This window comes from Mycolicibacterium mageritense (genome assembly GCF_010727475.1).
GTDB classification, from domain to species: domain Bacteria; phylum Actinomycetota; class Actinomycetes; order Mycobacteriales; family Mycobacteriaceae; genus Mycobacterium; species Mycobacterium mageritense.
In genome coordinates, this window is record NZ_AP022567.1 from 4,662,502 (window position 1) to 4,674,467 (window position 11,966).

Annotated in this window: 12 protein-coding genes; 8 read left to right on the top strand and 4 right to left on the bottom strand. The window is 66.9% G+C overall.

The window, feature by feature from the left end; genetic code table 11:
- The first annotated feature begins 2 nt into the window (after positions 1-2).
- From G6N67_RS22405 to G6N67_RS22430, 6 genes are all read left to right on the top strand, one after another.
- Complete coding sequence (locus G6N67_RS22405) at positions 3-602, top strand: NADPH-dependent FMN reductase (RefSeq protein WP_036428825.1); 600 nt, start codon at positions 3-5, stop codon at positions 600-602.
- A 189-nt stretch (positions 603-791) separates the two neighbouring features.
- Positions 792-2,066: a lipase family protein gene (locus G6N67_RS22410; protein WP_081812394.1), complete on the top strand. Its 1,275-nt coding sequence runs from the start codon at positions 792-794 to the stop codon at positions 2,064-2,066.
- Between the two features lie 32 nt (positions 2,067-2,098).
- Positions 2,099-2,893 (top strand): 2-keto-4-pentenoate hydratase, encoded by a 795-nt coding sequence (locus tag G6N67_RS22415; protein WP_036428820.1) that lies wholly within the window; start codon positions 2,099-2,101, stop codon positions 2,891-2,893.
- Positions 2,890-3,804: an acetaldehyde dehydrogenase (acetylating) gene (locus tag G6N67_RS22420; protein ID WP_197747928.1), complete on the top strand. Its 915-nt coding sequence runs from the start codon at positions 2,890-2,892 to the stop codon at positions 3,802-3,804. Before G6N67_RS22415 ends, G6N67_RS22420 begins: the two co-directional genes overlap by 4 nt.
- Positions 3,801-4,829 (top strand): 4-hydroxy-2-oxovalerate aldolase, encoded by a 1,029-nt coding sequence (gene dmpG / locus G6N67_RS22425; protein ID WP_036428815.1) that lies wholly within the window; start codon positions 3,801-3,803, stop codon positions 4,827-4,829. The genes G6N67_RS22420 and dmpG overlap by 4 nt, the downstream gene beginning before the upstream one ends.
- Positions 4,826-5,617, top strand: a complete 792-nt coding sequence (locus G6N67_RS22430) for a 2-keto-4-pentenoate hydratase (RefSeq protein ID WP_036428814.1) — start codon at positions 4,826-4,828, stop codon at positions 5,615-5,617. Before dmpG ends, G6N67_RS22430 begins: the two co-directional genes overlap by 4 nt.
- A 7-nt stretch (positions 5,618-5,624) precedes the next feature.
- On the opposite strand, the gene G6N67_RS22435 is transcribed toward G6N67_RS22430, so the two are convergent.
- The 3 genes from G6N67_RS22435 to G6N67_RS22445 all read right to left on the bottom strand — a co-directional run bounded on the left by G6N67_RS22435 (position 5,625) and on the right by G6N67_RS22445 (position 9,796).
- Positions 5,625-7,073 (bottom strand): amidase, encoded by a 1,449-nt coding sequence (locus G6N67_RS22435; RefSeq protein WP_036428812.1) that lies wholly within the window; start codon positions 7,071-7,073, stop codon positions 5,625-5,627.
- 191 nt (positions 7,074-7,264) lie between these two features.
- Positions 7,265-8,662 carry an FAD-binding oxidoreductase gene (locus G6N67_RS22440; RefSeq protein WP_230022143.1) on the bottom strand — a complete coding sequence of 466 codons (1,398 nt, stop codon included), beginning with the start codon at positions 8,660-8,662 and terminating at the stop codon, positions 7,265-7,267.
- A 216-nt stretch (positions 8,663-8,878) separates the two neighbouring features.
- The gene (locus G6N67_RS22445; protein ID WP_036428809.1) at positions 8,879-9,796 is read right to left on the bottom strand and encodes a hypothetical protein; all 918 of its coding nucleotides are present in this window, start codon (positions 9,794-9,796) and stop codon (positions 8,879-8,881) included.
- Positions 9,797-10,013: 217 nt separating this feature from the next.
- Between G6N67_RS22445 and G6N67_RS22450 the strand changes: the two genes are divergently transcribed.
- Complete coding sequence (locus tag G6N67_RS22450; RefSeq protein WP_036428807.1) at positions 10,014-10,586, top strand: hypothetical protein; 573 nt, start codon at positions 10,014-10,016, stop codon at positions 10,584-10,586.
- An 84-nt stretch (positions 10,587-10,670) separates the two neighbouring features.
- Positions 10,671-11,312, top strand: coding sequence for a nitroreductase family protein (locus tag G6N67_RS22455; RefSeq protein WP_036434306.1), 642 nt, complete (start codon positions 10,671-10,673; stop codon positions 11,310-11,312).
- 95 nt (positions 11,313-11,407) lie between these two features.
- Here G6N67_RS22455 and G6N67_RS22460 read toward each other — a convergent pair whose 3' ends face one another.
- Positions 11,408-11,872: a tRNA (cytidine(34)-2'-O)-methyltransferase gene (locus G6N67_RS22460; RefSeq protein ID WP_036428805.1), complete on the bottom strand. Its 465-nt coding sequence runs from the start codon at positions 11,870-11,872 to the stop codon at positions 11,408-11,410.
- Positions 11,873-11,966: the final 94 nt, after the last annotated feature.

The window sequence follows — 11,966 nt, forward strand, 5'->3', positions numbered from 1 at the left end:
CGATGGAATCCGCGACACAACCGTACATCGTCGGGCTCGGCGGAACACTGCGGCGCGGCTCGTCGACGGAGTCGGCGCTGCGGATCGCTCTGGACGAGGCAAGGGCAGCAGGCGCGCGCACCGAGCTCTTCGGCGGGGATGACCTCGCGCGGCTGCCGATGTACGACCCGGAGTCGGAGAACGTCGACGAGGCGGTGCGGTTGGTCGAATCCCTGCGGCGTGCCGACGGGGTGATCATCGCCTCGCCCGGGTACCACGGGTCCGTCTCGGGGCTGGTCAAGAACGCACTCGACTACATCGAGGACTTGCGCGAGGACGCGAGCCCGTACCTGTCCGGCCGGTCGGTCGGCTGCGTCACGACCGCATACGGTTGGCAGGCGGCGGTCACCACGCTGCAGACACTGCGCAGCATCGTGCATGCCCTGCGCGGCTGGCCGACTCCCCTTGGCGCGGCGATCAACTCGGCCACCACCCGTATCGCGTACGGGGAGGAGCCCGAGGATCGGGTGGGTTTCCAATTGCGCACCGTCGGTCGTGAGGTGTGTATGCGGAGTCTCGCCGCGCCCTCGGTCACCAGCGGATTGGCCGCAACCACCGGCTGAGGTTCGCACTCGGCGGTTCCATCGTTGCGGCAGACACGGCGTCAGCACCACCGGGTGCTGTCTTGATTCAGGCGTGGCCGTCCGGCCTGCGCTCTGCAGGACACTCAACGAAGAGGAGACCCGATGGCGCTGTGTCATCGTGCTGTTCGGCCATGTTCGGCCCGCCCCAGAGTTTCATCGAAGAAAGTCATGGCGGCAGCGGTGCTGTGCCTCCTCGGGTGGTCGGCGAACCCCGCCCTGCCGATCGCGTACGCCGACGAAAGCCAGTACGAGGCGTTCTACACCCCACCGGACCCGCTGGGTGACGGCGCGCCCGGGCAGTTGATCCGTTCCGAGCCTTCTCGCCTGGTGCTGGAGCCCTCCGGACAGCTCGGGGCCTACGTCGCGACCGGAACCCGGATCATGTACCGCAGCACCGACAATCGCGGCGGCCAGGTCGCGGTCACCGGTACCTACTTCGAACCGGACAACCCGTGGCCCGGCGGTGGCCCGCGCCCCCTGGTCGCATTTGCCACCGGCGTCTATGGAATCGGCGATCAGTGCGCTCCGTCGAGGTTGTTCAATCAGGGCATCCACTACGGCGGGGGACTGGACCTCACCTTCGGGTACGAGGAGATGTTCGTCGCGACGATGGTCGCGCGGGGATTCGCCGTCGTGGTCACCGACTATCAAGGGGTCGGCACACCAGGCGTCCCGCCGTCGTTCATGCGGCTCAATGCCGGTCACGCCCTCATCGACGCGGCCCGGGCGGTGTTCGCACTGCCGGACACCTCACTCGAACCTCGTGGCCCGGTGGCGTTCTGGGGATACGGCCAAGGCGGGACCGCGTCGGCGTCGGCGGTGGAACTGGCGCCACGGTATGCCCCCGAGCTCAAGGTCGTCGGAGCCTGGGCCGGTGCGCCCGCCGCCGACCTCGCCCTGGTACCACCGTTCGCCGACGGCAGCATCTTCGCCGGCGGGCTGGGCTATCTGCTCAACGGCGTCGGGGCGGCGTACCCCGAGCTGGTTCCCGGGCTGACCGGTGTGTTGACGGACAAGGGGGTGAACCTGCTGTCCCGGACCCAGAACGAATGCGTCGGCGAGACCGTGATGAGGTTCGGATTCCGGCACTACCAGCAGTATTTCACCGCCGACGTCGCCGAGCTGATCAACTCCGAGCCGTTGCGAACCGTCCTGAGCGAGCAGCGGATCGGCACGCTGAAACCCACGGCCCCGGTGTTCATCGATTCGAACCGGTTCGACCCGTTCATACCGTGGGGCGGCGCACGCCAGCTGGCGCTGGACTGGTGCGCGAAGGGCGCGGACGTCCAGTTCTGGACCAACGAGCAGCCGCCGTTCCTCAACAAGTTGGCGATCAACAACCTGCTGCCCTACTTCGTCGACGGAGAGCAGGGGATGCAGTGGCTTGCAGACCGATTCAACGGCCTACCGACGACGCCGAACTGCACGGCGATCCCGGCGTGACAGGCCGGCCGAGTAAGGAGATATCCCAGCAGATGCCTGAACACAGTTCACCGATCGCAAGGGCGTTACTGGACGCCTACGACACCCGGATACCGGTCGATCCGCCGAGCGAGAACGAGCCCGAACTCACCGTCGCGCGGGCATACGAGCTGCAGCTGCAGCAGGTCGACCACTGGGTCAGCCAGGGCAGGGTGATCAGAGGCCACAAGGTGGGCCTGACGTCGGCGGCGATGCAGCGTCAACTCGGCGTCGATCAGCCGGACTACGGCCACCTGTTCGGCGACATGTTTCATCTGGAGTCGATGCCGATCGATACCGCCGCCTTCATCAGCCCGAAAGTCGAACCGGAGATCGCGTTCGTCTTGGATCGGGATCTGTCCGGCCCCGGTGTCACAGTCGTGGATGCGCTGCGCGCAGTCGGGTACGTTTTGCCCGCATTGGAGATCATCGATTCCCGGATCCGCGACTGGCGAATCACGTTGCCGGACACCATTGCCGACAACGCCTCGTCGGGCGGTGTGGTACTGGGATCGAGGCCGGTTGCCCTGAGCGGCATCGACCTACGGCTGACCGGCTGCGTGCTGTCCTCCGGCGGCCAGGCCGTCACCACCGGAGCAGGCGCCGCGGTGCTGGGTTCCCCGATCAACGCACTCGTCTGGCTGGCGAACACCCTGGGGCCACTCGGTGTGACCCTGGCGGCGGGTTCGGTGATCCTGCCCGGTTCGCTGACCACCGCGGTGCCGGTCGCCGGAGGATCGACGGTCACCGCCTCGTTCAGCGGAATCGGCTCGGTAACCGCATGTTTCGCTGCTGACGGAGAAGGATGACAATGACCACTGCCGCGATCGTCGGCCCCGGAAACATCGGCGCCGACCTGCTGCTCAAACTCAAGCGGGCCGAGAACATCGACGTTCGGTACATGGTGGGGGTGGATCCGGCGTCCGACGGGCTCGCGCTGGCGCGAGAGCTCGGGGTCGAGGCCTCGGCCGGCGGAGTCGACTGGCTGCTCGGCCGGGACGAGCTTCCCGATCTGGTGTTCGAGGCAACCTCGGCGGCCGCGCACATCGCCAACGCGCCTCGATATGCGGAAGCCGGGATCACGGCCATCGATCTGACCCCGGCGGCGGTGGGCCCGCTGCTGTGCCCGGTGGTCAATCTTGACCTCAACCTCGATGCCGAGAACGTCAACATGATCACCTGCGGGGGCCAGGCGACCATTCCGATGGTGCGCGCCGTTTCCAGGGTTGTCGACGTCCCGTACGCGGAGATCGTCGCCTCGATATCGTCACGCTCGGCCGGACCGGGCACCCGGGCCAACATCGACGAGTTCACCGAGACCACGGCGGGCGCGCTGCAGAGCGTCGGGGGCGCCCGCCGCGGCAAGGCGATCATCATCCTCAATCCGGTGGAGCCGCCGTTGATCATGCGGGACACGGTGTTCTGTGCGATACCGCCGGACTCGGATCGCGACGCCATCACCGAATCGGTGCACCAGATGGTGGCGGCGGTGCAGCGGTACGTCCCCGGCTATCGGCTGGTTGCCGACCCTCAGTTCGAGGATCCGCAGGGCGCCTGGCGCCAGAACATGCGGGTGTCGATCTTCCTCGAAGTCCGGGGCAACGGTGATTATCTGCCGCCATGGGCGGGCAATCTCGACATCATGACCGCGGCTGCCATGCGGGTCGGTGAACTCATTTCCGCTGCCCGTCAGGGTGATTCGAAGGTAGGAGCTCGATGAACGCACCGGTTCGGTTGACCGACACCACCCTTCGTGACGGCAGTCATGCGGTGAAGCATCAGTTCTCGGTGGCGCAGGTCCGGGCGGTGGCCGCAGGCCTGGACGCTGCCGGTGTCGAGGTCATCGAGGTCACCCACGGAGACGGGCTCGACGGCTCGTCGTTCAACTACGGCTTCAGCGGCACCGATGAGCTCGAGTTGATCCGCGCCGCGGCCGAGACGGTGACCAGGGCCCGGATCGCCGTGCTGCTGCTGCCGGGGCTGGGCACGGTGCGCCATCTCCGCGCAGCGTGTGACGCGGGCGCGTCGATCGCCCGCATCGCCACCCACTGCACCGAGGCGGATGTGTCCATTCAGCACTTCGGCGCCGCGCGCGAACTCGGGATGGAGACAGTCGGTTTCCTCATGCTCTCGCACCGCGCATCGCCCGAACAGCTCGCGCGGCAGGCGCGAATCATGGCAGATGCCGGGTGCCAGTGTGTGTACGTCGTGGACTCCGCGGGTGCGCTGATGCCCGACGACCTCGCGGACCGGGTCGCGGCGTTGGTCGCCGAACTCGGCGCCGATGCACAGGTGGGCGTGCACGCACACCAGAATCTGTCTCTGGGAGTGGCCAACTCGATCGCCGGATACCGTGCCGGAGCGCGGCAGATCGACGGAACGCTGTGTGCGCTCGGTGCCGGTGCAGGCAATGCGCCCATCGAGATTCTGGTCACCGCGTTCGAGAGGATGAACGTGCCGACCGGGGTCGACGCGGACGCCATCCTCGCGGTCGCGGAGGAGATTGCGCGACCGATCATTCCGAGACTGCCTGTGTGCGACCGGAATTCGATCGTGCAGGGCCGGTACGGCGTGTACAACTCGTTTCTGCTCCATGCCGAGCGTGCGGCTGAACAGTACGGCGTTCCCGCCCACGCGATTCTCAGCAGGGTAGGCCAGCTCGGCTATGTGGGCGGACAGGAAGACATGATCATCGACGTGGCGTTGTCGCTTGCCGCGGCTCGTCCGGAGGAGGTGCTGACGTGACCAGCGCAACGCAGTGGAGTGTCTCGAAGGCCGCGGGTGTGTTGCTCGATGCGGAGACCAGCCGGGCCGACCGTGGCCCGATCACCGCCGACTGGCCGGGTCTCGACCTGAGCACCGCCTACGACGTGCAGGCCGAACTGATCGCCCGCAAGGTGGCGGCCGGGCAACACATCGTCGGGATGAAACTGGGTCTCACCTCACGGGCGAAACAGCTACGGATGGGGGTGGATTCGCCGCTGACGGCCTGGCTGACCGACGCGATGAGCCTGCCGCTCGGAGTGCCGCTCGACACCTCCGAGCTTATCCACCCCCGGGTCGAACCCGAGATCGTGTTCGTCCTCGGCAGGGAGCTGAGCGGACCGGGGATCACCGCCGCCCAGGCGATGGAATCGGTCGATGCGGTGTATGCGGGGCTTGAGGTGATCGACAGCAGGTACACCGATTTCAAGTTCACCCTGCCCGACGTCGTCGCCGACAACGCCTCCTCGGCACGGTTCGTCATCGGTGGCCTCAAACGACGGCCGGCCGAACTCGATCTGGCCCTGGAAGCGTGTGTGTTGCAGGTCGACGGGGCGGTGGTCGACACCGCCACGGGTGCGGCCGTCCAGGGGCACCCGGCCGAAGCCCTCGCGTTGGCCGCGAACGCGCTGGGCCGTCGTGGCGTCGTGTTACGGGCCGGCTGGACGGTGCTGACCGGTGGGCTGACCGATGCGGTGTTCATCCGTCCCGGCCAGCAGGTGAGCGCTCAGTTCACCCACCTCGGCACCGTCGCGCTCGGCGCGGAGTAGCGGCGCTTCAGAATCCGGGTGGACGCCGAAAACCGCCGAGCACCTCGGACAGACACTGCACGAATCGGATGGCCGTGCGGTCGTGCAAGTAGGGCGCGATCACCTGGATTCCGATCGGAAGCCCCTGACTCGTGGATCCGATCGGCGCGACCGCGGCCGGCAGATGGTTGAGCGACGCCGGTGCCACCCACGTCAGCATCTCCCGGTACGGTCGTTGCTCACCGTCGACCTGAAGCGTCCGGACCGACCACCCGGCGTCTGGGCGCTGATCGTGCGGGAAGGCGGCGGTCGGGCTGACCGGGCAGAGGAGCACGTCGACATCGTCGAAGAACTCCGCCCAACGCCGGCGGGACCGTTGGCGACGTTCGTCGAGCGCGTGCCAGTCGCGGTAACGGACTGTCAGCTCCGAAGCGAACCCGGGGATCTCTGCTTGCGCGGCGGCGTGTTCGACGAGCGCATCGTATGACGCATTCGGCTCGATCAGCCCGCTCTGTGCCATCAACAAGGGCCGGTAGAGCGCCATCGTCTCCTCAAGTCCCACTGGCCCTTTGCGCTCGGTCACCGTGGCACCCTCCGACCGCATTGCTGTCACCACGATCTCCATCGCCGCGACGAGTTCCCGGTCAACCGGACAGAACGGGTCGTCGAGCCAGGCCACCACGCGGAACTCCCGTAGCGTGCGTGCCCTCGACGGCGGCAGGTCCAACCGCCAAGCCGGTGCGTTGTCTCGGTCCGGCCCGGCAATCACATCGAGACCCAAGCTCAAGTCCTCGGCGTGCCTGGCGAGCGGGCCGATTACCGCCATGTCGAATTCGGCCAGCGAGCCGGGCGCGTGCCCGGAAACGCTTCCGTGTCTGGGCACGACACCGTAGGACGGGCGCAGTCCGTAGACACCGCAGAAATGAGCGGGCACGCGGATCGAGCCTGCGGTGTCACCGCCGAGCTCGAGTCCGGTCAGGCCCGCGGCCAACGCGGCTGCGGAACCCCCTGACGAACCGCCGGGCCCCCGCGTCGGATCCCACGGATTGTTCGTGGTTCCATACACCTCGTTGTAGGTTTGCCAGTCGCGGGCGTCGGCAGGCAGATTGGACTTACCGAATACGATCGCACCCGCCTTCCGGAGCCTGGTGACAGCATCGGCATCGATGGTCGAAACGTGGTGGCCCCAGCGCGATGAACCCCCGGTGGTCCGCATGCCTGCGACCTCGAGGCTGTCCTTGACGGTGACAGGGACGCCGTGTAATGGGCCGAGGGGTTCGCCCTGGGACACCATGCGATCGGCTTCTCGCGCAGCCGCTTTCGCCTCCCGTTCGTTCCGCGCGACGATCGCGTTGAGCTGCGCCCCGATGTTGTCTCCGCGGGTCAGATAGTGGTCGAGAAGTTCGACGCTGGACACCTCTTTGGTTGCGACAGCAGTCGCGAGCGCGCGTGCGGAACGGAATGCCAAATCATCCATGTAAACCCTCCGTGGGAAATCTGAAGCGGACGAACCTACGCGGTTGAACAGCGGTTCAGGGTCTCCGAAATGTGCTGTCGCGCACCAGTGCGACGTTCCGCCTGGCGGTCCGTTGGTTCGGATAGCCCTCAGAAGCAAGGGTTTCCGATTCGGGCGGCGTCACTTCGTCCGCCGGATACGAAATGCTCCGGCTACCAGACGGGATGGTTGCTGCGGAAGACGCCCTCGGGATCGCGGCAGCGTTTGACCGATTGCAATCGGGCAAGGGTGGCAGTGTCGAAGGCGTCGGACGCGCTCTGTTCGGGTGCGAGGAAGTTGAACGGCACCTTGGCGGTGTCCGCCTGCGCCAGTGCGTCGAGGTAGATACCCGTGCGGGCGGTCAATTCCGCGCCCATCTGCGAATTGGCCTGAGCACCGATGAAATTCACCAGGTACGGCACCGCGACGGAGCCCGCAGGAGTATCGGACGGGCGTTGCAGCGCCCCACCGAGATGGCGGATCTGCACGTTCATCAGCGGTGCCATCGACTGGGTCAGCAGCGCGTCGACGAACCGGTCCGTCAAGCCGGTGACGAGGGTTCCCTGTTGCCGCGATGCGGCGGGTTTGGTGGGCTCCTCGGCGATGGTTCCGATGTCGGTCACTGGCAGTACCCGGCGGGTGTCGGAAAGCGACCCACCGACGCGGTCGAGCGGTTGCAGCAGGGCGATGCCCGCATCGGCCCGGCCCAGATAGGTCGTGTCGATGCGGACAAGTGCAGGCGCGCCGGGAAACTGGGTGAGACTGCACCACAGGCTCAGTTCGTCGGGTGCTGTCGCGGTGATGTCGCGAAACGCTGAGAGCACCGCGGAAGCTCGCTCGGCAGGCCAGACCATCGTGCCGCCGTACACCGACGGCGCCGGTTTGAGTGCGAACTCGATTGAGGTTACGAGTGCATAGTCGCCGCCTCCGCCGCGCAGGGCCCAGAAGAGGTCCGGTTCACTGGCGTCGGTCACCGTCAGGCGCTCGCCCGCCGCGGTGATGACTTCGAAGGCGACGACACTTTCCGCGGCCCAGCCGAATTTCCGGCTGAACCAGCTCAAGCCGCCACCGAGGGTGTAACCCGTGATGCTCACCGTGGGGGAACTGCCGGCCACCCCGGTCAGGCCTGCCGGGCCTGCCACTTCCTGGACCTTGGCCCACGAGACACCCGGCCCCACCCGAGCGGTACCAGCTGCGGTGTCCACTTGCGTGTCGTTCAGTGCGGCGGTCCGGACGAGGATAGCGCCGTCCAACGCATCCGAGGCGCCATGGCCGTTGGGCTGCACGGCAATCGGCACACCTGCGTTGCGCGCAAAGTGGATCAACGCCGCCGCATCGTCAGCGTCGACAAGGTCGACGACCGCCCGCACGGATTGATCGACCGCGAGATTCCACGGGGTTCGGGCGGCGTCGAAGCCGGGGTCGCCGCTCAGCAGAACACGGCCGCGCACCGCCGACCGTAGCCCGGCCAGGCTTTCGGCCCGCGCATGGGGACGTCCGGCCGAAACCGCCGCGACGGCGAGTCCTCCGCCGATCAGGAAGTTCCTGCGACTGAACGTTGTTCCGGCCACGGTCAGTGCGCTCCGGGGCGCACGGCGCGACTCTCGACATTTGTCGCCCTTGTTGGTTCTGCCACAAGCATCTCCTGGATAAACCGGCATGAGTCAGATGCGCTGTCGCGCACCCGCACAACCATGCGTCAGGGCACTTGCCGGCGTCCAATATCGAATCGTGCTGGCTGTCATCACCTTCAGTGATGGAACCGCACGAGATTGGGCGGGCCTGAGTCAGTCGGCGCTGTCCTGCAGGCCGGTTCTGATCAGCGCCCACGCGAGTCTGCGAGCCTCTGCTGCCCGTTCGTGCATGAGCCGCCCTACGTCGGTGACCGGATTGGTCTCGGGCACGCGCCCTTCGATCACGTCGGCGTGCAGCTCCTCGGCCACTTGAATCGCCATCAGCACAGCGTCATTGACGCGATCGAGCGCGTGGCTCAGTCGGGTGTCCTCGCTCAGCAGATACGCGTTGTCCAACTCGACCGAGACCTCGTTGACCACCTGGGCGATCTGCTCGAAGATCGCGTTCATCGCGGCCTCGCGCTCGTCGCGGTCCTCGTTGCCCAGGATTCGCGCGCCCTCGCTCCACAGCGTTGCCAGCATCCTGGTGTGTGCGCCCACGGCGCGGGAGACCTCGATCATCGCCTGCCGCTGGAGCTGGCCGACGAGCTGGGTGCGCTCGGCGCGGGCCAGCGCGCGCTGCGCATCCAGCTCGGCACGGTGCGATTTCTGCTGAGCCTCCAGCTCGGCGCGGTGCCATTTCTTCGTCAGCGCGAGTTCCACGGCCGAGCGCTCGTCGGCCGCGGCCAGTTCTCGGCGCAGCCGTTCGGCGGCGTCGGCGGCATCCCGGTTGGCTTGCCGCTGGATCGTGTGCGTTTGCCAGATGGTCACAAGCACAACGACAAAGACGACCGCGCCGAAGAACCACTCCGACCTGCTGCCGAGTTCGCCCGGGCCCAGAAAGACAAACCACGCGATGGCAGCTGCTCCGGTCGCGCCGCAGACCAGCCCCAATGTGACGAGCCTGCCACCGGTCGGACGGGGAGTTTCCTGGTCGCCCGGACCAGGTACGGGAATCGGCTCGGTCACCGCGATCGACTCGCCACATTCGGAAGCGTCGGTGGCCGTTGCCGATTGCGCCAGTCCGGTCATCTTGACCTCCCGTCGAGCGAGCCGGATACCCGTTCACAATAGGGGCCACAGCGCGTGCCGCACCCGCGGGCCGCGGCGGCGTGATGTCCCAAACTGCCCGTCGCATACTCCAATTCGCGCCATAGTTCAATCCCCCCTAGCGCTGACGGACGGCCGCGCAGCCGCTACTCTCTGGTCCGACGCCATTGCATGTGATCGCAGAAGGAATGAGGGGCCCATGAGACAGAGCGCATCGTCGGACGGCGATTCGTCGATCATCGTCAGCCTCTCTGAGGCCGCGATGCACATGTACTCGGCCGCGATCGATGCCCTGCCGTTCCAGGAGGACAAGAAATTCCACAAGCGTGCCGACGTGGTGCTGTCGGGTCTGCGGAAGCTGCGGGCCGCGCTGACCGATGCGGCCGCCAGCTCCAGGCCGTCGCCGGACGTGATCGTGGCGCTCAGCGGGGTGCGCCGCCGCTACGACTCGTTGATGGCGCACGCCGCGGCAGCACCGGGTTCGAGTCTGGGCCAGCAACTTTACGTGATCCGGGTGCACGCGAAATTGTCCGCGCACGAGGTCGCCAACGGTGCCGGGCTGCGAGCAGACCTGCTCGACGAGTTGGAGGCAGGCGCGACACCGACCGATGACGAGGCAGCAAAGATCACGGCGGTCATCGCCGCGCTCGGCGGCCTGCCCGATGTCGATCACGAGGTGACGCCCGAACCGCGGCACCGCGACGAGGACCACTCCGACGAGACCCACGTCAACGGCTGGGACGACCTGGTCCTGGCCGAGAATGCCAGCTGAACAACGTAATTCGTAGGCTCGGCGGAGGCCGGGCAGTTCGTCGGCATCGCGGCGCGACGGTAGTCTCACGCCATGACAGCCGATCTGAATCTGAACCTCTCCGCCGACGAAGTCCTGACCACCACGCGCTCGGTGCGCAAACGGCTGGACTTCGACAAGCCCGTCCCGCGTGAGGTGCTGCTGGAGTGCCTCGACATCGCACTGCAGGCACCGACCGGTTCGAACGCCCAGGGCTGGCAGTTCGTCTTCGTCGAGGATCCGGAGAAGAAGAAGGCGCTCGCCGACATCTACCGGGCGAACGCCACTCCATACCTCGATCTGCCCAAGCCCGAGCGCGGCGACATCCGCGACGAGCAGATCGACTCGGTGATGAACTCGGCCAAATATCTCAACGAGAATTTCGAGAAGGCCCCGGTGCTGCTGGTTCCGTGCCTTGAGGGGCGGCCCGACGGCGCCCCGGCCGGAATGTCCGCGTCGTACTGGGGGTCGCTGCTGCCCGCGGTGTGGAGCTTCATGCTCGCGCTGCGGTCGCGCGGGCTCGGGTCGGCATGGACGACACTGCATCTGCTCGGTGAGGGGGAGAAGCAGGCCGCCGACGTTCTCGGCATCCCGTTCGATCAGTACGCGCAGGCCGGGCTGTTCCCGATCGCCTACACCAAGGGCACCGATTTCAAGAAGGCCAAGCGTCTGCCGGCCGAGCAGTTCGCGCACTGGGACACCTGGTGACCACGACAGGTGTATGAAGCCTCTGAGAAGTTTCCGGTCAAGCGCCGCACCGGTTTCGGGTCCGCGGCGTAACTGGACTCAGCCCGACGCCGTGATCAGACGGCGCCGGTGAACCCGTGTTGGCGCCACGCCTCATACGCGGCGACGGCGGCGGCGTTGGACAGATTCAGCGACCGCCGCCCCGCCAGCATCGGAATCCGCACCTGTGCGGTGATGTGCGGGTCGGCGAGCGTCTCGGTGTCCAGCCCGGTGGGCTCCGGGCCGAACATCAACACATCGCCGGGTTGATAGGCGATGTCGGCGAACGGTGTCGACGCGTGCGCGGTGAACGCGTACACGTGCGCCGGCATCAGCGCGGCCCAGGCGCTGGCCAAATCGGTGTGCACCGTGACCGACGCCAGGTCGTGGTAGTCGAGGCCGGCACGACGCAGCTTGGGCTCGGACAGGTCGAAACCGAGCGGCTCCACCAGGTGCAGCTCGCAGCCGGTGGCGGCGACCATTCGGATGGCATTGCCGGTGTTGGGAGCAATCCGGGGCGAGAAGAACAGCAGCCGAAACATTCGACGATGATCGTATGTCCGCGTGCCGCGCAGCCAGCCGGCATCCTAGGCAGCGATTGCAACGTGGTTTGCTCGATTACCACACAATCGCGCT